This is a genomic window from Delftia sp. Lp-1 (genome assembly GCF_020523835.1).
Classification (GTDB): Bacteria; Pseudomonadota; Gammaproteobacteria; order Burkholderiales; family Burkholderiaceae_C; genus Comamonas; species Comamonas acidovorans.
Genome location: NZ_JAJALJ010000003.1, coordinates 304,227 through 329,450 on the forward strand (window position 1 = coordinate 304,227; position 25,224 = coordinate 329,450).

At 68.4% G+C, this 25,224-nt stretch carries 22 protein-coding genes; 11 read left to right on the forward strand and 11 right to left on the reverse strand.

Annotation, left to right across the window (positions count from 1 at the left end; all coding sequences use genetic code 11):
- Positions 1–2: 2 nt before the first annotated feature.
- From LGR64_RS22385 to LGR64_RS22395, 3 genes are all read right to left on the reverse strand, one after another.
- The gene (locus LGR64_RS22385; RefSeq protein ID WP_230357031.1) at positions 3–1,268 is read right to left on the reverse strand and encodes a TIGR03118 family protein; all 1,266 of its coding nucleotides are present in this window, start codon (positions 1,266–1,268) and stop codon (positions 3–5) included.
- Between the two features lie 191 nt (positions 1,269–1,459).
- Positions 1,460–3,121, reverse strand: coding sequence for an AMP-binding protein (locus LGR64_RS22390; RefSeq protein WP_141830786.1), 1,662 nt, complete (start codon positions 3,119–3,121; stop codon positions 1,460–1,462).
- Positions 3,118–4,101, reverse strand: a complete 984-nt coding sequence (locus LGR64_RS22395) for a cyclase family protein (protein ID WP_051940496.1) — start codon at positions 4,099–4,101, stop codon at positions 3,118–3,120. The genes LGR64_RS22390 and LGR64_RS22395 overlap by 4 nt, the downstream gene beginning before the upstream one ends.
- Positions 4,102–4,474: 373 nt before the next feature.
- Here LGR64_RS22395 and pyk point away from each other — a divergent pair, with 373 nt between their 5' ends.
- Complete coding sequence (pyk, locus tag LGR64_RS22400) at positions 4,475–5,911, forward strand: pyruvate kinase (protein WP_012202862.1); 1,437 nt, start codon at positions 4,475–4,477, stop codon at positions 5,909–5,911.
- A gap of 75 nt (positions 5,912–5,986) precedes the next feature.
- On the opposite strand, the gene LGR64_RS22405 is transcribed toward pyk, so the two are convergent.
- A complete protein-coding gene (locus LGR64_RS22405; protein ID WP_141830784.1) occupies positions 5,987–6,556 on the reverse strand; it encodes a phosphatase PAP2 family protein in 570 nt (189 codons plus the stop codon).
- Between the two features lie 12 nt (positions 6,557–6,568).
- The gene (locus LGR64_RS22410) at positions 6,569–7,345 is read right to left on the reverse strand and encodes a phosphatase PAP2 family protein (RefSeq protein WP_141830782.1); all 777 of its coding nucleotides are present in this window, start codon (positions 7,343–7,345) and stop codon (positions 6,569–6,571) included.
- A gap of 93 nt (positions 7,346–7,438) precedes the next feature.
- On the opposite strand from LGR64_RS22410, the gene LGR64_RS22415 reads away from it, so the two are divergent.
- The 3 genes from LGR64_RS22415 (at position 7,439) to fba (ending at position 10,698) form a co-directional block, all read left to right on the forward strand.
- Positions 7,439–8,137, forward strand: a complete 699-nt coding sequence (locus LGR64_RS22415) for a response regulator transcription factor (protein ID WP_013804530.1) — start codon at positions 7,439–7,441, stop codon at positions 8,135–8,137.
- Complete coding sequence (locus LGR64_RS22420; RefSeq protein WP_141830780.1) at positions 8,134–9,504, forward strand: sensor histidine kinase; 1,371 nt, start codon at positions 8,134–8,136, stop codon at positions 9,502–9,504. Before LGR64_RS22415 ends, LGR64_RS22420 begins: the two co-directional genes overlap by 4 nt.
- A gap of 129 nt (positions 9,505–9,633) precedes the next feature.
- Positions 9,634–10,698 carry a class II fructose-bisphosphate aldolase gene (gene fba, locus LGR64_RS22425; RefSeq protein ID WP_013804528.1) on the forward strand — a complete coding sequence of 355 codons (1,065 nt, stop codon included), beginning with the start codon at positions 9,634–9,636 and terminating at the stop codon, positions 10,696–10,698.
- Positions 10,699–10,755: 57 nt separating this feature from the next.
- On the opposite strand, the gene LGR64_RS22430 is transcribed toward fba, so the two are convergent.
- Both LGR64_RS22430 and LGR64_RS22435 read right to left on the reverse strand, forming a co-directional pair.
- Positions 10,756–11,592: a sulfite exporter TauE/SafE family protein gene (locus LGR64_RS22430; protein ID WP_141830778.1), complete on the reverse strand. Its 837-nt coding sequence runs from the start codon at positions 11,590–11,592 to the stop codon at positions 10,756–10,758.
- A gap of 132 nt (positions 11,593–11,724) precedes the next feature.
- Positions 11,725–12,510 carry a nucleotidyltransferase family protein gene (locus tag LGR64_RS22435; protein WP_141830776.1) on the reverse strand — a complete coding sequence of 262 codons (786 nt, stop codon included), beginning with the start codon at positions 12,508–12,510 and terminating at the stop codon, positions 11,725–11,727.
- Between the two features lie 117 nt (positions 12,511–12,627).
- On the opposite strand from LGR64_RS22435, the gene tkt reads away from it, so the two are divergent.
- The 3 genes from tkt to LGR64_RS22450 all read left to right on the forward strand — a co-directional run bounded on the left by tkt (position 12,628) and on the right by LGR64_RS22450 (position 16,295).
- On the forward strand, positions 12,628–14,673 hold the full coding sequence (gene tkt / locus LGR64_RS22440) for a transketolase (RefSeq protein WP_012202870.1): 2,046 nt from the start codon (positions 12,628–12,630) through the stop codon (positions 14,671–14,673).
- 109 nt (positions 14,674–14,782) lie between these two features.
- Positions 14,783–15,784 (forward strand): type I glyceraldehyde-3-phosphate dehydrogenase, encoded by a 1,002-nt coding sequence (gene gap / locus LGR64_RS22445; RefSeq protein WP_012202871.1) that lies wholly within the window; start codon positions 14,783–14,785, stop codon positions 15,782–15,784.
- 151 nt (positions 15,785–15,935) lie between these two features.
- On the forward strand, positions 15,936–16,295 hold the full coding sequence (locus LGR64_RS22450; RefSeq protein ID WP_026062619.1) for a tRNA-binding protein: 360 nt from the start codon (positions 15,936–15,938) through the stop codon (positions 16,293–16,295).
- A gap of 28 nt (positions 16,296–16,323) precedes the next feature.
- On the opposite strand, the gene LGR64_RS22455 is transcribed toward LGR64_RS22450, so the two are convergent.
- The 3 genes from LGR64_RS22455 to LGR64_RS22465 form a co-directional block, all read right to left on the reverse strand.
- Positions 16,324–17,298 (reverse strand): tripartite tricarboxylate transporter substrate binding protein, encoded by a 975-nt coding sequence (locus LGR64_RS22455; protein ID WP_141830774.1) that lies wholly within the window; start codon positions 17,296–17,298, stop codon positions 16,324–16,326.
- Positions 17,295–18,491 carry a M20 aminoacylase family protein gene (locus LGR64_RS22460; RefSeq protein ID WP_141831134.1) on the reverse strand — a complete coding sequence of 399 codons (1,197 nt, stop codon included), beginning with the start codon at positions 18,489–18,491 and terminating at the stop codon, positions 17,295–17,297. The genes LGR64_RS22455 and LGR64_RS22460 overlap by 4 nt, the downstream gene beginning before the upstream one ends.
- A gap of 205 nt (positions 18,492–18,696) precedes the next feature.
- Positions 18,697–19,590: a LysR family transcriptional regulator gene (locus tag LGR64_RS22465; RefSeq protein WP_141830772.1), complete on the reverse strand. Its 894-nt coding sequence runs from the start codon at positions 19,588–19,590 to the stop codon at positions 18,697–18,699.
- A 141-nt stretch (positions 19,591–19,731) separates the two neighbouring features.
- On the opposite strand from LGR64_RS22465, the gene dkgB reads away from it, so the two are divergent.
- Both dkgB and LGR64_RS22475 read left to right on the forward strand, forming a co-directional pair.
- Positions 19,732–20,553 carry a 2,5-didehydrogluconate reductase DkgB gene (gene dkgB / locus LGR64_RS22470; protein WP_141830770.1) on the forward strand — a complete coding sequence of 274 codons (822 nt, stop codon included), beginning with the start codon at positions 19,732–19,734 and terminating at the stop codon, positions 20,551–20,553.
- A gap of 157 nt (positions 20,554–20,710) precedes the next feature.
- The gene (locus LGR64_RS22475) at positions 20,711–22,390 is read left to right on the forward strand and encodes a long-chain-fatty-acid--CoA ligase (protein WP_141830769.1); all 1,680 of its coding nucleotides are present in this window, start codon (positions 20,711–20,713) and stop codon (positions 22,388–22,390) included.
- 68 nt (positions 22,391–22,458) lie between these two features.
- Here LGR64_RS22475 and LGR64_RS22480 read toward each other — a convergent pair whose 3' ends face one another.
- On the reverse strand, positions 22,459–23,904 hold the full coding sequence (locus LGR64_RS22480) for an L-lactate permease (protein WP_141830767.1): 1,446 nt from the start codon (positions 23,902–23,904) through the stop codon (positions 22,459–22,461).
- Positions 23,905–24,047: 143 nt separating this feature from the next.
- Here LGR64_RS22480 and LGR64_RS22485 point away from each other — a divergent pair, with 143 nt between their 5' ends.
- Positions 24,048–24,539, forward strand: a complete 492-nt coding sequence (locus LGR64_RS22485) for an Lrp/AsnC family transcriptional regulator (protein WP_016449824.1) — start codon at positions 24,048–24,050, stop codon at positions 24,537–24,539.
- Between the two features lie 81 nt (positions 24,540–24,620).
- Positions 24,621–25,211: a TetR/AcrR family transcriptional regulator gene (locus LGR64_RS22490; RefSeq protein ID WP_141830765.1), complete on the forward strand. Its 591-nt coding sequence runs from the start codon at positions 24,621–24,623 to the stop codon at positions 25,209–25,211.
- Positions 25,212–25,224: the final 13 nt, after the last annotated feature.

Genomic DNA, 25,224 nt, shown 5'->3' on the forward strand with positions numbered 1-25,224 from the left:
ATCTAACCAAACCTCAGCGAGCCGAACAAGCCTTCGGTCTCATCCTTGGGGCCGGCCGCGAAGTACAGGGCATTGCTGTCGCCCAGGGCCACGCCGTTGCCGAACTGCAGCGCCCACAGGCCGGGTATGGCGACCGGGCGATCCTGGCCATCGCGCAGTTCGTCCACGTAGCTGCCGCTGTCCAGGTCGAAGGCGCAGATGCGGCCCGCGCCGCCGAAGTTGCCCACCAGCAACCGGCCCGATAGCGGCCCGAAGTCGTGCGGTGCGATGGCCACGCCCCAGGGCGCGTTGAGCCTGCCATCGTCTGAATAGATCCGCTGCAGGCGGCCGTCCAGATCGAACTCGGCCAGCTTGCCGCGCGCGGGGCGGTTGCCGGTTGCGGCCTCGCGCTCTGCATCCATGGCATCTTCCTCACCCACGAAGAAGGCGCTGGCGTCCTCGGGGTCGGGCTGGCTCATGGCGTAGAGCACGAAGACGCGGTCTCTTGAGCCGTCGTTGACAACCTGGATGTTGAACGGCACGGGATCGCCAGGTCTGGCAACGCCGGCAGGGCCGCTGGCGAAAGGGTTGATGAAGCCCTGGGTGGGGGTGAGCTGCCATTGCGCGTCCAGTGTGCGGATCTGAGGCTGGTCGCCGAAATCGGCCAGCCACAGACGGTCCCAGCGGCCCGTATGCAGGGCCGCGCCGAAGAAGGCCATGCCCCGGCCCGTGCCATCGAAGACCTCGACGGCTGGGCCGTCCACGCGCACGATGGCGCCCGTCTCGGCGTCGCGCTCGGTCCAGGCGCTGACGCTGCCGCTGTCGGTCACGAAGACAAAGCGCGCCGCGCCGTCGAGCAGGCGCCCGCCTGCGGGCTGGCTGCGCACGCGGAACAGGTGGGATTCCAGGGGCGCGCCGTGGTAGACCACGCCAGTGACCTTGCCTGCGCTGCCGTCGTCGATCCGGGAGTCCGACTGGGGCACGGCCACCTTGCGAAGGCCGTCCTGGCGCAGTGTGCGCAGGCTTGGCTCGGACGAGCGCGAGACGTCACCCAGGTATTGCCAGGAAGTGCCACCGCCGCCAATCCAGAAATGGCCGCCTGCGCCGGCCGGGCGAATGGCAATGCCCCAGCCGTTGACGAAGTCGGGTTCCGTGAAGCGCGCGCCGTAGCCAGCATGGCTGGCGAGCAGGGGTGTCTGGAGGTAGCGGTTGGCGGGTGCGCCGCCGCCGCAGGCGGTCAGCGCCGAGGAAGCGAGGGCGCTCAGAACAAAATGTCTCCGGTCGAGCATGTTGGATTGTCTGGTGGCATGGCAAAGCGGTGGATGGGTTGGCTGAGCATGCGAAACCAAGGGGCACCGGATGTTCTGGCTGCTGTCTGCGAACCCGGGGGGCGCGCAGATATGAACAGGCGATGCTAGAGAGGGGCCGCCTGCCGGGTCAATGCGGCCCCGTCTGATTCTGCAGAGCGATGCAAGAGAACTCAGCGCAGCTGCCTGCGCAGAATCTTTCCGGTCACGGTCTTGGGCAGTTCCTCGCGCAGCTCGACGATGCGCGGCACCTTGTAGGCGGCCATGTGCGCCTTGCAATGGGCGATGAGTTCCTCGGGCGCGGCCTGCCGGCCCGCTTTCAGCGAGACCACGGCCTTGACGGTCTCGCCCCGGTAGTCGTCTGGCACGCCGATGACGGCGGCCTCGCGCACGGCGGGGTGGGTGTAGAGCACGTCCTCGACCTCGCGCGGCCAGACCTTGTAGCCGGCGGCGTTGATCATGTCCTTCTTGCGGTCCACCAGGTAGAACCAGCCGCGCTCGTCCATGAAGCCCACGTCGCCCGTGCGCAGCCCGCCCTCGAACATGGCGTCGGCCGTGGCTTCGGGCAGGTTCCAGTAGCCGGACATGATCTGCGGGCCGGCCGAGACGATCTCGCCGATCTCGCCCGGCGCGGCCTCGCGGTGCTGGTCGTCGATGATGCGCACCACCGTGCCATAGACCGGCACGCCGATGGACAGCGCACCCGATGCCGGGTCCACCGGCGCCCGCGCGCCCAGCGGCACGAAGTGCGTGGGCGAGCAGGTCTCGGTCATGCCGAAGGCGTTGTGGATGACCAGGCCCGACAGCTGCTCGAAGGCCTGGATCACGGCCGGCGCAATGGGCGCGCCGCCCGAGTACAAGGCCTTGAAGCTGCGGAAATCCTCGCGCGAGACGCCCGGGTGGTTCATCAGCGCCACGAAGGCGGTGATGGCGCCGATGGTGAAGCTGGGTCGGTGCTCGCGCATGGATTCGAGCATGGTCTCGGGATGGAAGCGGTGGCTGAGCACCAGCGGGCAGGGCACCAGCAGGGCCAGGGCCACATGGCCGACCAGGCCGGTGATGTGGAACAGCGGCGCCAGGCCCAGCACGCTGTCGTCCGCCGTGATGCCTATCCAGTCGCGGTAGGTCTGGGCATTGAAGGCCAGGTTGCCATGCGTGTTCATGGCGCCCTTGGGCTGGCCCGTGGTGCCCGAGGTGTAGGTGATCACGGCCGTGTCGCCCGCCGTGGGCCGGCGCGCCAGCGGCGCGGGCTGGCCGCCGGCCTGCACCAGCGCAAGCAGGTCCAGCGTGCCATCGGCCACGGGCAGGCGCGGACCGTCGCCGAGCACGCGCGCATCGCCGCGCGTCTGCCAGTCCAGCGCCGATGTGGTGACCACGGTGGCCAGCGGCAGGCCGCCGGCCGCATGCACCTCGCGGGCCACGTCCAGGTACAGCTGGTCCAGGCACAGCAGGGCCTGGGCGCCCGCGTTCTGCAGGATGTAGTGCAGCTCGCGCTGCCGGTTCATGGGATTGACCGGCACGGCGATACCGCCCAGCTTCCAGGCCGCCACCAGGCCGATGACGAAGGCCGGATTGTTCTGCGTATAGAGGGCCAGCCGGTCGCCGGCCGCAAAGCCCCGCGCCTGCAGCGCATGGGCCAGCGCGCTGGCGGCATGGTCGAGTTCGCGCAGGTTCAGTCCGCCGTCGAAGTAGCGCACGATGGCGCAGCCGGGTGCCGCAGCCAGCGAGGCTTCGAACAGGTCGAGCATGCTGCTGAACTGCGGCCGCATCTCGGCCGGCTGGCCCGGCGCGTAAAGGCCCAGCCAGGGCCTGTCGTGCGATGGGGCTGCGCTCATTTGATCACCACGGGATTGACGGGCGAGCCCGTGGCGCGGTGGATCTTCAGCGGCGCGGCCACGTACAGAAAGGTGTAGCGGCCGTCGCGCGCGCAGCTGTCGGCCAGGGCCTCCAGGTCGCAGATCTCGGTCAGCGTCACGCCCAGGTTGCGCATCAGCGCGCAGTGCAGCGGCAGGGCCACGCCGTGCACGGGGTCCATGGTGACTTCGTTGGCGATGGTGTCGGTGACCAGGTTGGGGATCTCCATCGCATGGAACCAGTCCACGAGTTCGGGCGAGTAGGTCAGGCCGGGCTCGCAGAAGTCGTTGTAGAAGCTTGCCTGGTCTTCGTAGAAGCCCGATAGGAAATTGGTGCGCACGATCAGGATGTCGTGCTTTTCTATGGTGTGTCCCTGGGCCTTGGCGCAGGCCATCAGGTCTTCGTGCGTGAAGGTCTCGGCACGCTCCAGCGCCACTTTGCCGCGGTGGCGCGCCATGTCCAGCAGCACGCCGCGCCCCACGATGCCGCGCGCGCCCAGCGCCTCCACGCTGGCTTTGTCCAGCCCGCCGATGGTGGTGCGTGCGTCATAGCCATTCCAGATGCGCCCGCCGTACCAGACATGGCCTAGCGCGTCGTACTGGGTCGATCCCTGCAGGAAGGCGTCCAGCTTGTCATCGGCATAGTGCAGGCCGCCGGGGAACCGGGGCGCATCGGGGCCGTCCCAGCTGGACTCGTCAAACACCATGGTGCGCTCGGCCGGCGTGCGGCCCGGCCAGACCGGATCGCCGCGCGGGTCGCCGATCAGGCGCTGCAGCGTGAAGGTCTCGCCCGAGCGGATGTGGGACACGCCGCGCAGCACCTCGGCGGGCGTGAGGAAGTTCAGCGCCCCGACCTCGTCGTCGGGTCCCCAGCGGCCCCAGTTGCTGGGGGCGTTCCTGAGCAGATCCTCCATCAGCGGGGCGTCGTCGTGCGTGTGTCCATGGTCGTGAGCATGTCCCATGTCTGTCTCCTGTCGTTGGTTTGTCGAACAAGGCGCGCAGGGCATTCAAACGCCAGGAGGGGCGCGAGGCTGTCGCGGGTTCGACACGCGGGCGGCAGGCATTGCGAACGTCCCGGGCAAAACTGCTTTCACAGGCGGCAGGCATGGCGGCGTGCCTGCGCCGGCGATGCTGCGCTGCAGCATCAAAACCCATAGCGGCAAAGGCCAGGCGCCACGGTGCTTTGCGATGCGCTGCGTGCCGCGCCTGCGCGATCTGCAGGATGCCTGGGGCCTGGCTTTCAGCCCCTTGCCACATGCCGGAATGTTGCCTTCATGTAACCGCATTCGTGTGAGAATTGAAACCCGATTACAAACCCTGAGCGAGAGACATTCCATGCAAGTCCGCCGTGCCACCAAGATCGTCGCCACCCTGGGCCCCGCTTCCAGCGACCCGCAACTGCTGGAACAGATGGTGCGTGAAGGCGTCAACGTGGTGCGCCTGAATTTCAGCCACGGCAAGGCGCAGGACCACATCGACCGCGCCACCATGGTGCGCGAGGCGGCCCAGCGCGCAGGCCGCGAGGTGGCCATCATGGCCGACCTGCAGGGCCCCAAGATCCGCGTCGGCAAGTTCGCCGAAGGCAAGGTCATGCTGGAGCCCGGCGCGCGCTTCGTGCTCGACGCATCGCGCACAGCGCCCGGCGACCTGGGCGGCGTGGGCCTTGACTACAAGGAGCTGCCGCGCGACGTGAAGCCCGGCGATGTGCTGCTGCTCAACGACGGCCTGATCGTGCTCACCGTGGACCATGTGCGCGGCGACGAGGTGCACACCACCGTCAAGCTGGGTGGCGAGCTGTCCAACAACAAGGGCATCAACAAGCAGGGCGGCGGCCTGACGGCCCCGGCGCTGACGGCCAAGGATATGGAGGACATCAAGACCGCCATGAGCTTCCAGGCCGACTACGTGGCCGTGAGCTTTCCCAAGAACGCCACAGACATGGAGATGGCGCGCCAGCTGTGCAACGTGGCTGCGGCCCAGTACGGCCACAAGCCCGGCCTGATCGCCAAGATCGAGCGCGCCGAGGCCATTCCGCGCCTGGAAGAGATCCTGCATGTCTCCGACGGCATCATGGTCGCCCGTGGCGACCTGGCTGTGGAAGTGGGCAACGCAGCCGTGCCCGCGCTGCAAAAGAAGATGATCCGCATGGCGCGCGACATGGACAAGTTCGTGATCACCGCCACGCAGATGATGGAAAGCATGATCACCAACCCCGTGCCCACGCGCGCCGAGGTCAGCGACGTGGCCAACGCTGTGCTGGACGGCACGGACGCCGTCATGCTCAGCGCCGAGACCGCCGCCGGCAAGTACCCGCTGGAGACCGTGCAGGAAATGGCCAAGATCTGCGCCGCTGCAGAAGCCGCCGAAGACCCGGACAGCGATGCCGAGTTCACCGGCCGCCAGTTCTCGCGCATCGACCAGTCGATCGCCATCGGCGCGCTGTTCACGGCCCACCACCTGGGTGCCAAGGCCATCGTCGCCATGACGGACAGCGGCTCCACCGCGCTGTGGATGAGCCGCCACCGCATCCACATCCCCATCTACGCGCTCACGCCCAAGATCTCCACGCAGCGCAAGATGGCCATGTACCGCAACGTGCGCCCCCTGCTCATGGACACCAGCGCCGACCGCGACACCGCGCTGGACCAGGCCGAAGGCCATCTGCGCGCGCGCAACATCGTGCAAAGCGGCGATGTCTATGCCATCACCTGCGGCGAGCCCATGGGCCAGCCCGGTGGCACCAACATGCTCAAGATATGTCGTGTGAACTGATGCACACGCATCCGCTGCGCGTCAGTGATTGAACCCACCCGGGACAGGCCCACAGGCCTTCCCGGGTTTTTTGTTTCAGAGCGTGCCTGAGCCCAGGCGTGCCAGCAGCGGCCCGCCTGCACGGCGGCGCCACAGCGCGGCATGCCAGACCAGGGTGGCGCTGCAGATGCCCACGATGGCACCGCCGACCACATCGGACGGGAAGTGCACGCCCAGGTGCACGCGGCTCCAGGCCATGCCCAGGGCCAGCGACCAGGCTGACACCATGACCCAGCGGCGGTGGCGCGTGCAGCCCAGGGTCAGCGCCTGGGCCAGGGCAAAGGCGCCCGTGGCATGCATGCTCGGAAAGCTGGACCGCAGCGCGTGTTCCACCCATTGCACGCCCATGCCCAGCTGGGCAGGACGCGGCGCCGGGAAGCCCCAGCGGATCAGCCGCGCCACGGCCCAGGCGGCCAGCATGGACAGCAGGGCCAGCACCAGGGTGCGGCGCAGGGCGGGCGAGCCGCGCAGCAGCCCGGCCATCACGGGAACGGCGCACAGCGAGGGAAGCCAGGAGGAGATGGCGCGCGCCGCCCCGATCGAGATGGCGGGCGTTTGCGCGTTGGCGTTCAGCAGCGTGAACAGGGCGGGGTCCAGGGGCAGCATGGCAACGCTCGATCAGGGTGCGGAAGGCGGAAGGCTGGCGGCGGGCCACAGGGAGTCAGGCGCGCTGTCCCGGGGGCGCAACGCACGCGTGACCGCCAGGTCGAAGAGCCAGCCAGCCGTCCAGCACAGCCAGCCGGTCCACAGCGTGTGGCTCATGAAATGGGCGCCGCGCATCTGCTGGGCCAGGCCCATCGACAGGCCTGCGGCCAGCGAGACGGCCAGCCAGATCCAGGCTGCGCGCGGTGCATGGCGGCGCAGCGCGAAATAGCCGGCCAAAAAGGCAAAGCCCGCCGAGGCATGGCCGGCGGGAAAGCAGCGGCCCGGCCCCCCATCGGCCAGGCCCAGCGACCAGTGCGAGACGTGGCGCGCCACGCCGCCGAACTCGGCCAGGTCCCAGGGGCAGCTGGTCGCGCTGGTGTACTTGAGCAGCGAGATCAGGGCCAGCGACAGCAAGATGCCCGCCACCAGCTGCACGCGCCGCCCATGGGGCAGCAGGCGCAGCGGGCCCACGGGCCGCCAGACGCACAGCGTCAGGCCCAGCACCACCAGCCAGGCCAAGCGGCGTACGCCTTCGTGGGCGATGTTCACGAAGAACCAGTCCGAACGCAGCGCAAAGCCATCGGCGTCGCCAAACCAGCGGGCCATGGCCAGGTCCAGGGCGCTGGCATCCCAGGCCAGGACCACGACCAGGGCCGCCAGGGTCCACAGCAGGGTGCGTTTGAAGGAGGGGCCCTGCGCGGGGGCGGCGGAGAAATCTCGGGGTTCAGGTGTCGGCATGGCCGGCAGCATGAGAAGCGCGGCTTAAACCCGTCTTAACGCATGCCCCGGCGTGCGGCCATCGTCTGGCGCCGCAGCCGGCAGCGGGCATTGCACAATGCGCGCATGCGAATACTGGTCGTCGAAGACAACGCGGGCATTGCCGCAGGCCTGCAGGCCAATCTGCAACAGCGCCGCTATGCGGTCGATGTCTGCACCACCGTGGCCGAGGCCTGGCATGCGCTGGAGATGGAGCGCTTCGACGCCGTGCTGCTGGACCTGGGCCTGCCCGATGGCGACGGCAGCGAAATCCTGCGCCGCCTGCGGGGCCCGCGCCGCCCGGGTGGCGACAGCCAGGCCCTGCCGGACCCCAACACGCCCGTGCTCATCCTGACCGCGCGCGACCAGGTGCGCGAGCGCATCGCCGGGCTGGACCTGGGTGCCGATGATTACCTGGTCAAGCCCTTCGACATCGACGAGCTGGAGGCGCGGCTGCGCGCCATGCTGCGCCGCGCAGGCGGGCAGGCGGCACCCGTGATCCGCCATGGCGAGCTGGAGGTCGACCCGGCCGCGCGCACCGTGCGCCGCGACGGAAAGCTGGTGGAGATGTCGCCGCGCGAGTTCTCCGTGCTCTGGGTGCTGCTGCAGGCGCGCGGGCGCGTACTCTCGCGCCAGCAGATCGAAGAGCACCTCTACAGCTGGGGCACGGCCGTGGAAAGCAATGCCGTCGAAGTCCACATCCACCACCTGCGCAAGAAGCTGGGCAATGCCAGCATCGTCACCATGCGTGGCGTGGGCTACTTCCTGCCCGTGGAGAACACATGAGCACCGCGCCGAACCGCCGCCCCTCGCTGATCTGGCATCTGATGGCCTGGATGCTGGGCGCGCTGGTCGTGGTCTGGGCCAGCTTCGTGGCACTGGGCTACCAGACCGGCGTGCACGAGGCCGACGAGCTCACCGACGGCCACCTGGCCGGCGTGGCTGCGCTGGTGCTCAACCTGGAAGTCGCAGGCGCCGTAGGCCAGGGAGCAGCCACGCCCGTGCATGAGCCCCCCGGCCTCATGGCCCACGACTACCAGCAGTCGCTGAGCGTGGCCCTGTGGGATGGCTCGGGGCGGCTGATCTCGCGCACGGGCGATGCCCCCGAACCCGCCTTCGACACCGAGCAGGGCTTTGCCACCCTGCGCCTGGGTCCCGAGCATCGGGCCTGGCGCAGCTTCACCCAATGGAGCCGCGACCACGCACGCAAGGTCAGCGTGATGATCGAGCTGCAGGAGCGCGACGAACTGGCCGACGACATTGCGGGCCAGATGGTCGAGCCCGGCCTGTGGCTGCTGCCCGTGGTGGCGCTGGCGCTGGGGCTGGCGATTCGCCGGGGCATGCGGCCGCTCAACGAACTCTCGCGCGAGGTGGAGCGCCTGGACCTGGCCCAGGCCGAGCGCGTCTCGCACCGCCACGCGCTGCGGGAATTCATGCCCGTGGTGAACTCCATCAACACCTTGCTGGACCGCCAGCAGGAGGCGCTGGAGCGAGAGCGCAGCCTGGCCAACGAAGTGGCCCATGAACTGCGCACGCCGCTGGCCTCCATCGCCTTGCAGGCGCGGGCCCTGGGCGATGCGCCGGCCGGTGCCATGGACGCGCCGGCCCAGCGCCAGGCGCTGGCGCAGATAGGCCAGGACGCGCTGCATGCCGGCCATGTGCTCAGCCAGCTGCTGGCACTGGCGCGCGCAGGCCGCGCCATGCTGGCCGAGCCGCCCGTGCCCGTGGACCTGGCCGCGCTGGCCCGGCAGGTGGGGGCCGCCCATGCGCAGGCGGCCTGGCAGCGCGACTGCAGCCTGTCCGTGCAGGCGCCTGAGGCACTGGGCGTGATGGGCAATGCCGTGCTGCTGGAGCTGGCGCTGCGCAACCTGGTGGAAAACGCCCTCAAGCACACGCCGCACGGCACGCAGATCGAAGTCCAGGCCGGGCAGGGGCCGGATGGCGAGGTCTGGCTGCAGGTCTGCGACGACGGCCGCCGCGATGGCGCAGAGCGCGCGGCAGCGCCCGTGGACAGCCTGCACCTGGGCCACGAGATCGTGGCGCGCGTGCTGCGCGCCCACCAGGGAAGCTTTGGCGAGGCCGCGCCGCCCGAAGGCTTCACGACCTGCTACCGCATGGGAATGCCCGGGACAGGGTTGGCGGCAGCTGGTTAAAATCGCCAGTTACCAAGCGGTTACTGCCGCGATCCCCCGGCCGTGGCCCCGCAGCGCACCCATGACGTAGCGGAGGCTGCCATGCGGCAGGGGCATCCCCCTCTCATCAACTTGATACGGACCCTACACATGCCTCTCGTTTCGATGCGCGAACTGCTGGACCACGCTGCCGAAAACGGCTACGGTCTTCCCGCCTTCAACGTCAACAACCTGGAGCAGGTGCAAGCCGTGATGTCGGCCGCCGACGAAGTGGGCGCGCCCGTCATCCTGCAGGCCAGCGCAGGCGCCCGCAAGTACGCCGGCGAGCCCTTCATCAAGCACCTGATCCAGGCCGCCGCCGAGCAGTATCCCCACATCCCCCTGGTCATGCACCAGGACCACGGCACCTCGCCCGCCATCTGCCAGGGCGCGCTGAACCTGGGCTTCGGCTCGGTGATGATGGACGGCTCGCTGATGGAAGACGGCAAGACGCCTTCCTCCTTCGAATACAACGTGGACGTGACCCGCAAGGTCGTGGAAATGGCCCACAAGCTGGGCGCCACCGTCGAAGGTGAGCTCGGCTGCCTGGGTTCGCTGGAAACCGGCATGGCCGGCGAGGAAGACGGCGTGGGCGCCGAAGGCGTGCTCGACCACTCGGCCCTGCTGACCGACCCCGAGGAAGCGGCCCAGTTCGTCAAGGCCACGCAGCTGGACGCGCTGGCCATTGCCATCGGCACCAGCCACGGCGCCTACAAGTTCACGCGCAAGCCCACGGGCGACATCCTGTCCATCCAGCGCGTCAAGGAAATCCACGCGCGCCTGCCCAACACCCACCTGGTCATGCACGGCTCCTCCTCCGTGCCCCAGGAACTGCTGGAAATCATCCGCCAGTACGGCGGCGCCATGAAGGAAACCTACGGCGTGCCCGTCGAGGAAATCCAGGAAGCCATCAAGCACGGCGTGCGCAAGATCAACATCGACACCGACATCCGCCTGGCGATGACCGGCGCCGTGCGCAAGTTCCTGGCCGAGAACCCCGAGAAGTTCGACGCCCGCGAATGGCTCAAGCCCGCCCGCGAAGCCGCCAAGCAGATCTGCAAGGCCCGCTACATCGAGTTCGGCTGCGAAGGCCAGGGCGCCAAGATCAAGGGCTACACGCTGGAGCAGATGGCCGCCAAGTACGCTGCCGGTTCGCTGCAGCAGGTCGTGAACTGATCGGTTCCTTCCCCTTCAAAAAAAGCCCGCCGGTCCGCCCGGCGGGCTTTTTTGTTGTCAGCGCGGCGCGGGGGCCGCAGCCTGGGACCGCTGGGGTACGGCCATGGCCATCTCGTCATCGGGCACCACGGGCTGGGGGTGGCTGGCGTTCCAGCCCGACACCAGCAGGCTGGTGCCCGACAGCACCAGCAGCAGGCAGACCATCCATTCGACCAGCCGCTTGGGCAGGGTGGGCGGATGGCGCATGTGCAGCCAGGTCACCACCGTCACCACGGGAAAGGCCAGGGCCGCCGCCAGCAGCACGCTGGCGGTGATCTCGCCCTCCCAGGCCACCATCACCAGGCGCAGCAGTGCGCAGGTGAGGAACATGGCAAACAGGCACTGGCGCACCACCAGGCGGTCCAGCGGCTGGCGGTACAGGTGGTAGACCATGGGCGGACCCGGCGTGGCAAACAGCCCGCCCAGCACCCCCGATGCCACACCGGCCACCCACAGCGACACCGGCCCCGACACCTGCGCGTTGACCTGCTTTTGCAGCAACAGCAACAGCGCGCAGGCCACGATGGCCAGGCCCAGCAGCATGCGCAGCCCGCTCAGCGCATTGCCGCTGAGCCACTGCAGCAGCAGCACGCCGCCGATCACGCCGATGACGCTGCTGATCAGCATGGGCTTGAGCAGGGACCACTGCGGCACCTGGCGGTGGGCGCGCAGGTAGGCCACGCCGTTGACCACGGACAGCAGGCAGGCCACGTTGGCCGCATCGCCAATGCCCATCAGGTGCGTGGCACCGGCCACGCCCACGAAGATCAGCCCGAAGGCAAAGCCCGTCAGGTTCTGGCAAAACGTCGCCAGGCCCACCAGGGCCAGGAACATCACATACTGGATCACGCTCATCGAAAGGCTTTCTGGCGCGCCGCTGCGCCGAACCGGCGACGCTATCACGAAGCGCCCGCCGCTGCCTGCAGGCGCAGCGGGCAGGGGGCCAAGCCGCCGATCGCCAGGCCGCACTCACCGACGCGCGGTGTCTCAGCCCGGCGCGTTGAGGCGTTCCAGCCGCTCGGGCGTGCCCACGTCGGTCCAGCGGCCCGTGTACAGGCTGGCCCCCACCTGGCCGGCCGCCATGGCGCGGCGCAGCAGCAATACCAGCGGCACGCGCCATCCCTCGGGGTTGCCGGGCGGGATGTCGCACCAGGGCGCGGCAAACAGCTCGGCGCGCAGCAGCGCAATGGTGCCGTAGGTCTGGCGCGGGCGGGCATCGCCCTCGGGCCAGTCGCAGGCCAGGCCCAGTTCGTCCACGCCGAAGTCGCCACGCGGGTGGTGCTCGGGGTTGGGCACCAGCCACAGATGGGCCAGGCGGCCGCTGGCGGCAAATTCGCGGGCCGCCTCGAACGGAAAATCGAAGTCGGGCGCGTAGACGTCGCCGGCCGCCAGCCAGAACACCGTGTCCAGCAGCGGCAGCGCGCGCGCAATGCCGCCGGCGGTCTCCAGCGCCTGCTCGGGCTCGGGGGAATAGGCCAGTTGCAGCGGCTCGCCACCGGCGTCCGGCACGAATTGGGGGCCAAATCGCGCCGGAATCTGCTCGCCCAGCCAGCCCGTGTTGACCACCGCGCGGCGCACGCCCGCCCGTGCCAGCGCCTGCATGTGGTGCTGCAGCAGCGGCTGGCCCTGCACCTGCAGCAGGGGCTTGGGTGTGGTGTCGGTCAGCGGCCGCATGCGCTCGCCACGGCCTGCGGCCAGCAGCATGGCAGGCGGCTGTTCGGTGAGGGAAAGCGCCTTGGCGGCGGGGAACGGCGGGATGGGCTGGGCGGTCATGGAGGGCAACTGTAGACCATTGCCAGCGGCCATTGCCCCGCGCCCGGGAGCCGAAAACCCCAGTCCTTTAAAATGGCCGGCTTATTCTGATTACCCCCTCCTTCACGGAGCGCCCTGATGGCCAACACTCAACAAATGGCGAATGCGATCCGCGCACTCGCAATGGATGCCGTTCAACAAGCCAACTCCGGCCACCCCGGCGCCCCCATGGGCATGGCCGACATGGCCGTGGCACTGTGGAGCCGTCACCTCAAGCACAACCCCGTCAACCCGCAATGGGCTGACCGTGACCGCTTCATCCTGTCCAACGGCCACGGCTCCATGCTGATCTACGCGCTGCTGCACCTCACGGGCTACGCGCTGCCGATCGACGAGCTCAAGAACTTCCGCCAGCTGCACAGCAAGACGGCCGGCCACCCCGAAGTGGGCATCACCCCCGGCGTGGAAACCACCACCGGCCCGCTGGGCCAGGGCATCACCAATGCCGTGGGCTTCGCGCTGGCAGAAAAGCTGCTGGCTGCCGAATTCAACCGTCCCGGCCACGCCATCGTCGACCACCACACCTACGTGTTCCTGGGTGACGGCTGCCTGATGGAAGGCATCAGCCACGAGGCCGCGGCCCTGGCCGGGGCCTGGAAGCTGGGCAAGCTGGTGGCGCTGTACGACGACAACGGCATCTCCATCGACGGCAAGGTCGCCCCCTGGTTCATCGACAACACGCCCGCCCGCTTTGAAGCCTATGGCTGGAACGTGATCCGCGACGTGGACGGCCACAACGTCCAGGCCCTCGATGCCGCCATCGCCGCTGCCAAGAAGAACAGCTCCAAGCCCACCCTGATCTGCTGCAAGACCAGCATCGGCAAGGGCTCGCCCAACCGCCAGGACACGGCCAAGGCCCACGGCGAGCCCCTGGGCGCCGAGGAAATCGCGCTGACCCGCGCGGCCCTGGGCTGGGAGCACGGCCCCTTCGACATCCCCGCCAGCGTCTACGGCGACTGGGATGCCAAGGCCGCCGGCGCCAAGGCCGAAGCGGCCTGGAACAAGAAGTTCGCCGCCTACGCCAAGGCCTTCCCCGAACTGGCTGCCGACTTCACGCGCCGCATGGCCGGCGACCTGCCTGCCAACTTCGGCGAGATCGCCGCGCAGATCGCCTCCGACGCGCATGACGCAGGCGCCACCGTGGCCAGCCGCAAGGCCAGCCAGCTGGCCCTGGAGGGCCTGACCGCAGCCCTGCCCGAACTGCTGGGCGGCTCGGCCGACCTGACCGGCTCCAACCTGACCAACACCAAGAGCACGCCTTCGCTGCGCGTGGACGACAAGGGTGCCGTGGTCCTGACCGAAGACGGCAAGATCGGCCGCCACATCAACTACGGTGTGCGCGAGTTCGGCATGGCCGCCATCATGAACGGCATCGCCCTGCATGGCGGCTACATCCCCTACGCAGGCACCTTCCTGACCTTCAGCGACTACAGCCGCAACGCCATCCGCATGGCCGCGCTGATGAAGCAGCGCGTGGTCCACGTCTTCACGCACGACTCCATCGGCCTGGGCGAAGACGGCCCCACCCACCAGTCCATCGAGCACGCCGCCTCGCTGCGTCTGATCCCGGGCCTGGATGTCTGGCGCCCTGCCGACACCACGGAAACCGCCGTCGCCTGGACCGTGGCCCTGAGCCAGAAGAACAAGCCCACGGCCCTGCTGCTGTCGCGCCAGAACCTGGCCTACGCAGCCAAGACCGAAGACGCGCTGGACGACATCGCCTGCGGCGCCTACGTGCTGTCCGAGCCCAAGGCCGTCGGCCTGAACAAGAAGGCCCAGGCCGTCATCATCGCCACCGGCTCCGAAGTGCAGCTGGCCCTGGCAGCCCAGAAGCTGCTGGCCGAGCGCAAGGTCGCCGTGCGCGTGGTCTCCATGCCCAGCACCACCACCTTCGACAAGCAGGACGCCAAGTACAAGAGCCAGGTGCTGCCGGCCAACCTGCCGCGCATCGCCGTGGAAATGGGCGTGACCGACTTCTGGTGGAAGTACGGCTGCGCCGCCGTCGTCGGCATCGACACCTACGGCGAATCGGCCCCAGCGCCCGTGCTGTTCAAGCACTTCGGCTTCACGGCCGAGAACGTGGCCGACACCGTGCAGGCTGCGCTGCAGCGCGCCGGCAAGTAAAGCTGCGAGAAGGGGCCTGTGGCCCCTTTTTGCCGCCCGCCAGGCCCGGCCTGGCCCTCACCGTTTCAGTTTTTCCGTTTTTCGCAATCCGTCAATCCAAGAGGCAAATATGACGATCAAGATCGGTATCAACGGCTTCGGCCGCATCGGCCGCATGGTGTTCCGCGCTGCCGTGCAGAACTTCAGCGACATCGAAGTCGTGGGCATCAACGACCTGCTCGAGCCCGACTACCTGGCCTACATGCTCAAGTACGACAGCGTGCACGGCCGCTTCAAGGGCGAGGTCTCGGTGGAGGGCTCCAACCTGATCGTCAACGGCAAGACCATCCGCCTGACGCAGGAGCGCGACCCCGCCAACCTGAAGTGGAACGAAGTCGGCGCCGACATCGTGATCGAGGCCACCGGCCTGTTCCTGACCGACGAGACCGCACGCAAGCACCTGGCTGCCGGCGCCAAGAAGGTCATCATGTCCGCGCCTTCCAAGGACAGCACCCCGATGTTCGTCTTCGGCGTGAACTGCAAGACCTACGCCGGCCAGGACGTGATCTCCAACGCCTCCTGCACCACCAACTGCCTGGCTCCCGTGGCCAAGGTGCTCAACGACAAGTGGGGCATCAAGCGCGGCCTGATGACCACCGTGCACGCTGCCACCGCCACGCAAAAGACCGTGGACGGCCCCAGCAACAAGGACTGGCGCGGCGGACGCGGCATCCTGGAAAACATCATTCCCTCCAGCACGGGCGCAGCCAAGGCCGTGGGCGTGGTGATTCCCGAGCTCAACAAGAAGCTGACCGGCATGTCCTTCCGCGTGCCCACCTCCGACGTGTCGGTGGTGGACCTGACGGTGGAGCTGAACAGCGAAGCCAGCTACGAAGAGATCTGCGCCGAAATGAAGGCCCAGTCGCAAGGCGCGCTCAAGGGCGTGCTGGGCTACACCGAAGACAAGGTCGTGGCCACGGACTTCCGCGGCGAGTCCTGCACCTCCGTGTTCGATGCCGAAGCCGGCATCGCCCTGGACAAGACCTTCGTGAAGGTCGTGTCCTGGTACGACAACGAGTGGGGCTACTCGAACAAGTGCCTGGAAATGGTGCGCGTGGTCGCCGCCAAGTAATCCTGGCGCGAACCGCTGCGGGGCCTGTCGAGGGCCTCGCACCAGGCCGGCATCGGACGCGATGCCGGCCTTTTTCATGGCGGACAGTCTGCCCTGGCACTGCAAGCGTTGCTCGACAAAGCCGGCCCCGGCGGCGCGGCATCATGGCCGCATGACTACTTCATCCGCATTGCACGAGACCATTGGCTTTGACGACTTCCTCAAGGTGGAACTGCGCGTGGGCCGCATCGTGGACGCCCAGGTGTTCAAGGAGGCGCGCCGCCCCGCCTATGTGCTGCAGGTCGACTTCGGCCCGGAGCTGGGCCTGCGCAAGTCCAGCGCCCAGATCACGGCGCTGTACCGGCCCGAGGAACTGATCGGCCGCCAGGTGGTGGCCGTGCTGAACTTTCCCAGCAAGCAGATCGGTCCCATGCGCTCGGAATGCCTGGTCACGGGATTCCACAACGAGAACGGCGAGGTGGCGCTGTGCGTGCCCGACCGCGAGGTGCCGCTGGGCACCAAGCTGCTGTGACGGCCTGGGTGACTATTGGCCTGGGTGACTATTCGATGCGCACGTCGGCCGCCTTGACGATGCGCCCGGACGCTTCCCAGTCGTCCTTGAGCAGGCGTTGGAATTCGGCGGCCGGCAGGGTGGCCGCTTCCACGCCCACGCGGGCCAGGCGCTCCTGGACCACGGGCTCGGCCAGCACCTTGCGCACGGCGGCGTTGATGCGCTCCACTTCGGCGGGCGGCGTGCCGGCCGGTGCCAGCAGGCCCAGCCAGGAGTCGAAGGCATAGCCTGGCACGCCGGACTCGGCCACCGTGGGCAGATCGGGCAGGAAGCGCGACCGTTGCTGGCCCGAGTAGGCCAGCAGCTTCACGCGCGGATCCTTCTGGAAGGCCAGCATGCCGATGGTGGCGCCCGTGACCAGTTGCACGCGGCCGGCCAGCAGCTCGGTGGTGGCATCGCCCGTGGATTTCATGGGGATGTGCTGCAGCTTGATGCCCGCCTGCGCGGCCAGCGAGGCCGAGGCCAGGTGCGAGGCGCTGCCATTGCCGGCCGACGCATAGTTGAGCTGGCCCGGCTGGGCCCGGGCGCGCTGCAGCAGCTCGCCCAGGGTCTGCACGCCCGAGGCGGCCGGCACGCCCACCACATAGCCCGTGCGGCCCAGGAAGGACACGCCCACGAAGTCCTTGAGCGGGTCATAGGGCAGCTTCGCGTACAGATGGCCGGCCAGGTTGTGGCTGGCCGCAGCCAGCACCAGGGTGTTGCCGTCCGGTGCGGACTTGGCCACCTGGGCCGTGCCCACGCTGCCACCCGCGCCCGCCCGGTTTTCCACCACCACGGTGGCACCCAGGGCCTGGCCCAGTTCATTGCTGAAAGTGCGTGCCACCGTGTCCTGCGTGGCGCCTGCGCCGAAGGGTACGACGATGCGGATCACGCGTTCGGCATGCGCGGCCGGTGCCAGTCCCAGGGCCAGGGCTGCTGCCAGCAGAACGCGGCGGGTGACGGGAGAAGGATGAGAGGTTTTCATGGGGAAGTTTCCTGGGTGACGGCAAGCCACCGCTCCACCAGCCGCACGAAGTAGCTGGCACCGATGGCAAGGATGTCGTCGTTGAAGTCGTAGGAGCGGTTGTGGATCAGGCAGGGGCCGTCGCCATGGCCGGGCAGTCGGTGATCGCCCTGGCCGTTGCCGATGAAGGCGTAGCAGCCGGGCCGCGCCTGCAGCATGTGGGCGAAGTCCTCGGCCGCCAGCACGCCGGGGAACTGCGTGTCCACGGCGTCGTCGCCCGCGATCTCGCGCATCACGGCGGCGGCGAAGGCGGCCTCGGCCGCGTGGTTGACCAGCGGCGGCGAGGCGCGCCGGAAATGGATCTCGGCTCGGCAGCCATGGGCCAGGGCCGTGTGCTCGGCCTGGCGGCGCAAGGCGGCTTCGAGGATGTCCAGCGCCGCCACGGAGAAGGTGCGCACCGTGCCGCCCACCCAGGCGCTGTCGGGAATCACGTTGGGCGCGTCCGAGCCCTGGATCTGCGTGACCGCCAGCAGCGCGCGTTCGCGCGAATCCACATGGCGCGCGACCAGGGTCTGCAGCTGCTGGGCCAGGTCAATGGTGGCGGCCACCGGGTCGATGCCCGTGTGCGGCAGCGAGGCATGCGTGCCCTGCCCATGCAGCACGATGCGGAAGGTGTTGCTGGAGGCCATGAGCGCGCCCGGGTTGAGCGCGAAGCTGCCCACGCGGTCCAGCGCGAAGTTGTGCAGTGCGAAGACCGCATCGCAGGGAAAGCGCTCGAACAGGCCTTCGTCGATCATCCTGCGTGCGCCGGCCTTGCCCATCTCTTCGGCCGGCTGAAAGATCAGGTGCACCGTGCCCGCGAAGTCGCGCGTGCGCGCCAGATGCCAGGCCGCGGCCAGCAGCATGGTGGTGTGGCCGTCATGGCCGCAGGCATGCATGCGGCCTGCATGCTGCGAGCGGTGGGCAAACCGGTTTTCTTCCTGCAGCGGCAGCGCATCCAGGTCGGCGCGCAGGCCGATGGTGCGCGTGCCGTGGCGTGCGTCCGTATGCCTGCCGCGCACCACGCCCACCACGCCCGTGCCGGCCAGGCCGGTGTTCACCTCCACGCCCCAGGCGGCCAGGCGTTCGGCCACGATGGCCGAGGTGCGGTGTTCCTCAAAGCCCAGCTCGGGGTGGGCATGCAGGTCGCGCCGCAGGGCCACGAAGGGCGCCATGTCGGCAAAGCTTTCGATCAGGTGGGGCAAGGCGGTCTTCTCCGTCCCCGGCCGGCGGCGTGTGTGTCCGGCTTCGGGGATGAGCCGGCCATTCTGGGCAGCGGCCTGCTTTGCGGCAACGAAGCAAAGCGCATAAGCATGCGCCACGGATGCGCAAGCGCACGTGCTAGCCCTGTAGCGCGGTAGCGCCTGCCCGCGCGCGGTGTCAGCCCGCCGCCATGCGCTGCGCGAGAAAGTCCAGGAATGCCGTGATGCGCGCGGCCAGCGCCGTGTTGCGGTAGTAGACGGCGTGGATGGGCTGGCGCTGCTGCACGGTCTCGCGCGCCAGCACCTGCACCAGCTCGCCCTGGGCGCGATCGCGCACGGTCATGAAGTCGGCCAGGCAGACCACGCCCTGGTCTGCCAGGGCCAGCTGGCGCATGGTCTCGCCGCTGGAGGCCGTGAGCTGGGGCGCGGCATCCCAGCGGTCGCCGCCCTCGGGCGTGCGCAGTGGCCAGTGGTTCAGGCCGGGCACCTGGCTGTTGCCAATGCGCTGGTGGCGCGCCAGCGCAGCCACGCTCGCCACGGGACCATGGGCCTGCAGGTAGGCGGGGCTGGCCAGCACGCGCAGCACGCTGTGGCACAGCAGCCGCGCATGCAGCGTGGAGTCGCGCAGCTCGCCGATGCGGATGGCGATGTCGGTGCGCTGGGCCAGCAGGTCGATGTGCAGGTCATCGGTGTTCAGCTCCAGCGTGATCAGCGGATAGAGCGCGCGGAACTCGCCGACCAGCGGCACGATGGCATGCAGCATGAAGGGCGAGGCCGCGTTGACGCGCAGCAGCCCGGCCGGCGCCTGGCGCCGCGCGGCCAGTTCCTCCTCGGCCGCGTCCAGGGCCTGCAGCACCTCGCGCGCGCGGGCCAGGAAGCGCGCGCCCTCCTCGGTCAGCTCCAGGCTGCGCGTGGTGCGCCGCACCAGGGTGGTGGCCAGCTTTTTCTCCAGGCGCGACAGGCTGCGGCTGATGCCCGAGGTGGTCTGTCCCAACTGCTCGGCCGCCGCCGTGATGCTGCCGCAATCGATCACGGCGCGAAAGGCCTGCAACTCGTCCAGGGTGGTTTTCATGGGGCGCCAGCTTGGCGCAATTGTTGCTGCAGCGTCAAATATTTTCTGCTGATACCAGGCTTTATCTGCAAGCGTTAACCCGCCAGACTGCAGTCTTCGGGGCGTGGTTCCGCGCCTTGTTTGCTTTTTTGAAAGACCTGCATGACATCGACTGCCTCTCTCGCTTCCGTGGTGCCCGCGTTCGGCCTGGGCACCTTCCGTCTCAAGGATGAGGTGGTGCGCCACTCCGTGGGCCAGGCCCTGGAGGTGGGCTACCGCGCCATCGACACCGCCCAGATCTACGGCAACGAGGCCGATGTGGGTGCCGCCATCGCCGCCAGCGCCGTGCCGCGCGATCAGCTCTTCCTCACCACCAAGATCTGGACCGAGAACCTGTCCGCCGACGCACTGATCCCCAGCCTGGAGCGCAGCCTTGAAGCCCTGCGCACCGACCATGTGGAGCTGACGCTGATCCACTGGCCTTCGCGCAGCGTGCCGCTGGAGGACAGCCTGGGCGCGCTCATGCGTGCCAGGGAGCAGGGGCTGACGCGCCACATCGGCGTGTCCAACTTCAACATCGCGCTGCTGCAGCAATCCATCGCCGCCGTGGGCGCCGCGAACATCGCCACCAACCAGATCGAACTGAGCCCCTATCTGCAAAACCGCGCCGTCACCGACTTCGCACGCCAGCAGGGCATTCACACCACCTCGTACATGACGCTGGGCTACGGCAAGCTGCTGGCCGATCCCGTGCTGGCCGACATCGCCGCCGCCCACGGCGCCACGCCCGCCCAGGTGGCGCTGGCCTGGGCCATGGCCATGGGCTATGCCGTCATTCCCTCGTCCACCCAGCGCGCCCACCTGCAGGCCAACCTGGACAGCTGCCAGCTGGTGCTGGGCGCCGAAGACATGCAGCGCATCGCCGCGCTGGAACGCGGCGACCGCCAGGTCAGCCCTGACGGCCTGGCTCCCGCCTGGGATTGAGCGGGGCTGGGATCGGGGGCCTGCGCGGCCCGGCGGGCTTTGACCTGGAGCAACGCAATGCGGACCCTAGGGGTAGTACTAGGGTTATCACAGTATCGAACGACCGTGCTTTTTATGAGAATGCACGATTAGTCGAGACAACCAGGAGACAAGCAGCATGAGTGACCGCCCATGGCTGGGTGCCTATCCGGCAGGTGTGCCCGCCGACATCGATCCCTCCCAATACCCCTCGCTGGTGGCCCTGATGGAGGAGGCCTTCAGCCGCTACGCGGACCGTGTGGCCTATTCCTTCATGGGCAAGGAGCTGACCTACTCCCAGGTCGATGCGCAAAGCCGCGCCTTCGCCGCCTATCTGCAAAGCCTGGGCCTGGCGCGCGGCGACCGCGTGGCGCTGATGATGCCCAACGTGCCCCAGTACCCCGTGGCCGTGGCCGCCGTGCTGCGTGCGGGCTTCGTCGTGGTCAACGTCAACCCGCTGTACACGGCGCGCGAGCTGGAGCACCAGCTCAAGGACTCGGGCGCCAAGGCCATCGTCATCATCGAGAACTTCGCCCACACGCTGCAGGCCTGCAAGGCTGCCACTCCGGTGCAGCACATGGTGTTGTGCACCATGGGCGACCAGCTGGGCATGCTCAAGGGCGCCATCGTCAATTACGTGGTGCGCAAGGTCAAGAAGCTGGTGCCGCCGTTTTCGCTGCCTGGTGCAGTGCGCTTCAATGACGCGCTGGCCAAGGGCATGCGCTCGCCCTTCCAGGCGCCGCAGCTGCAGGCCTCCGACATGGCCCTGCTGCAGTACACGGGCGGCACCACGGGCGTGAGCAAGGGCGCGGTGCTGCTGCACAGCAACATCATCGCCAACGTGCTGCAGTCTGAGGCCTGGAACCAGCCCGCCATGAGCAAGGTGCCGGCCGGCGAGCAGCCCACCAGCATCTGCGCGCTGCCGCTGTACCACATCTTCGCCTTCACGGTGAACATGATGCTGTCCATGCGCACGGGCGGCAAAACCATCCTGATTCCCAATCCGCGCGACCTCAAGGCCACGCTCAAGGAACTGTCCACGCAGCGCTTTCACAGCTTCCCGGCCGTGAGCACGCTGTTCAACGGCCTGGCCAACCACCCGGACTTCAACACCGTGGACTGGTCGCACCTGAAGGTATCGGTCGGCGGCGGCATGGCCGTGCAAAGCGCCGTGGCCCAGCTGTGGCTGCAAAAGACCGGCTGCCCCATCTGCGAGGGCTATGGCCTGTCGGAGACCAGTCCCTCGGTCAGCTGCAACCCCGTCAACTCCACCGAGTTCTCGGGCACCATCGGCGTGCCCCTGCCCAGCACCTGGATGAAGCTCGTCGATGACGAAGGAAACGACGTGACCACCATCGGCGAGCGCGGCGAGGTCGCCATCAAGGGCCCGCAGGTCATGGCCGCCTACTGGCAGCGCCCCGACGAAACCGCCAAGGTCTTCACTGCCGACGGCTACTTTCGCACCGGCGACATTGGCACCATGGACGAGCGCGGCTACTTCAAGATCGTGGACCGCAAGAAGGACATGGTCCTGGTCAGCGGCTTCAACGTCTATCCCAACGAAGTGGAGGACGTGGTCTCCAACTGCCCCGGCGTGCTCGAATGCGCTGTGGTCGGCGTGCCCGACGAGAAGACCGGCGAGGCCGTCAAGCTGGTCATCGTGCGCAGGGACGACAGCCTTACCGAGCAGGCCGTGCGCGATTTCTGCCACGACAACCTCACGGGCTACAAGCGGCCCCGCGTGATCGAGTTCCGCACCGAACTGCCCAAGACCCCGGTCGGCAAGATCCTGCGCCGGGAGCTGCGCGACAGCAAGTAACGCGGGCGGCTTGCCGTGTTTGAAAAGAGGCGCTTCGGCGCCTCTTTTCATTGGGAGGGAACACGTCTTCAGAACACGCCCAGACCCGCCAGGACCAGCGCCGCCAGCGCCACGGCCGCCGCATTGAGGCAGGCCAGCGCAAAGCCGAAGCGCACCAGCTCGCCCTCTTCCTGCGCGGTGGTCCGTGCCAGGCCCAGCACCAGCATCACGATGGACAGGGAGCCCAGCGCCGCATGCCCGGCGGCGCTGTTGTGCACGGCGGCCAGCAGCAGGCGCGAGGACTCGGGCAGCAGGGCGATGGCGGGCATGAAGATCGCGTTGCCGCCCACATTGGAGCCCGTCATGTAGCCGGCCAGCGCACCGAAGGCCGCCACGATGGGCGCCAGGGCCGCAGGCGCCAGCTCGGCCAGCAGCTGCACCAGGTCGGACAGGAAACCAGCCTTGACCATCATCTGGGACATGGCCAGAAAGAAGAAGATGGTCAGCAGCGGGCGCTTGGCGCGGGCGGCCAGAGCACCAGCCAGGGCAACGCCATGGCCGGCCCCGCGCGCCAGCAGCAGTGCCAGCACCAGGGTCAGCGCCACGCCCGGGGAGGCCAGCGGCTTCCAGGCCACCTGGGCGCCCTGCACGATCCAGCGCTGGTCCCACTGCGTGGCCAGGGCCAGCAGCTTGAGCAGCACGATGGCAAGGGCGAGCGCCAGATACGGCCAGGCCTGTCGCGGCCAGCCGGGTGCCGCCTGGGCCGTGCCGCGCAGCAGCAGCGCGCGCACCAGCATGCCCAGCGCCACGGCAAAGCCCGCGCCCACGCCCGCCACCTCGGGGCCCAGCCAGCGGCTGATGCCATGCAGCACCCCCACGAACAGCAGGCCAAAGCCGCCCAGCAGCAGCCAGGCCCGCGCACCGCGCTCGCCGGCCAGGTGCAGGGACAGAGCGCCCAGCACCAGGAATACCGGCGCGCTGGTCAGCGAGGACACAGCGGCCAGCGCGGCCGCGTCCACATGGGCCAGCGAGGCACCGATCACCGTGGCCAGGCCCAGCGTGCCCCAGGGCATGATGGCCATGCCCGCCAGCGCCATGCGCAGCGCGGCGCGCCGCTCGAACAGGCTCAGCAGCAGCGGCACGGTGGCGATCAGCGACACGCCAAAGCCCGTCATTGCCTCCAGCAGCGGTGCCAGGCCCAGCACGATGAACACCACCTGATCGGCCGGCCCCAGGCCCAGCGAGCGCACCCACTGGCTCAGCGCCTGGTTCACGCCCATGCGTTCGATGAGGATCACAAAGCCCAGGCCCGGCACGATCACGAAGGCCGTGCTCAGGAACAGCACGCCCGTGTCGCGCGCTGCGGCCAGGGCGGCGCCGGAAGCGGCGGTGCCCGTCGCCATCCAGGCATCGACCAGCCACAGCAGGGCGACCAGCGCCGCCCCGGCCATGGCCGCCTGCACAGGCGGGCGGCGCAAGACCATGAGCATGGACATCACAAGAAACACGGGAGACAGGTGGAGCAGGGTGGCCATGGGATGGGCTTTCTCGGCAGGCAGGTCCGCATGCGTTGGATGCGGAAAACGACGAAATACTATTTCGCGGCCCCTGTTTTTTGGTCTCTGAATTGGGGGTGTTTGCGAGAAAATTTCTCACCCTCCAAAAGTCCTCGCTTCCCATGACCAAGCACACCGCCCACCCTGCTCACCTGGCCGACCTGGACGGCTTCGACCGCGCCATCCTGGCCATCGTCCAGCGCGACAGCACGGTGCCGCTGCGCCTGCTGGCCGAGCAGGTCAACCTGTCCACGGCCGCCGTGCAGCGCCGCCTCAAGCGCATGCAGGCCGAAGGCGTGATCACCGGCCAGGCCGCCACCGTGGACCCCACGCGCGTGGGCCGGCCCATCACCATCATCGTGGAGGTCATGACCGAGCGCACCAGCATTGACGCGCTCAACGCCATGAAGTCGCACTTCGCCGTGCCCGAGGTCCAGCAGTGCTACTACGTCACGGGCGAGGTGGACTTCGTGCTCGTGCTCACCGTGGCCACCATGCAGGAGTACGAGGCCCTGGCGCGGCGCCTGTTCGCCGAGAACCCCAACGTCAAATGGTTCAAGACCATCGTGGCGCTGGACCGCGTGAAGGTGGGGCTGGAAATTCCCTGCGAGTGAAGGCCCTTTGGCGCAATCTTGACAGCCGTGAAACGGCCGCCTACATTGAGTGGAATGATCGTTCCAATTCAATGAACCACCATGCGCACCAAGGACTTCGACCCCGATGACATCGCAGACGCCGCCATGCAGGTGTTCTGGCAGCGCGGCTACGCGGCCACCTCGGTGCAGGACCTGGTGGACGGCACGGGCCTGTCGCGCAGCAGCCTGTACGGCACCTTCGAGAACAAGCAGGGGCTGTTCCAGCATGCGCTGCGCCGCTATGAGGCCGTGACCACCTCCAACATGGAACTGCTGTCCGGCCCGGGACGCGCCCGGGACCTGGTACGGCAGCTGCTGCTGCGCATCGTGCAGGACGAATTGAGCGATGCCGGGCGCCGTGGCTGCCTGGTCGCCAATGCCGCGCTGGAGCTGGCCGGCCATGACGAGGCCGTCGCCGAGAGGGTGGCCGACAACTTCCAGCGCCTGCAAAAGGCGCTGGAAAAGCTCATCCTGCGCGGCCAGCAGGAAGGCGACATCACCGACAGCAAAAAGCCGCGCGCCCTGGCGCGCTTCGTCCTGAACACCGTGCAGGGCCTGCGCGTGCTGGGCAAGGGCAGCAGCGCGCCGCAGCGCCGCCAGTGCCTGATGGACGTGGTCGACGTGGTCGACATGGCGCTGCAGGCGCAATAGCCGGCCACCCGCC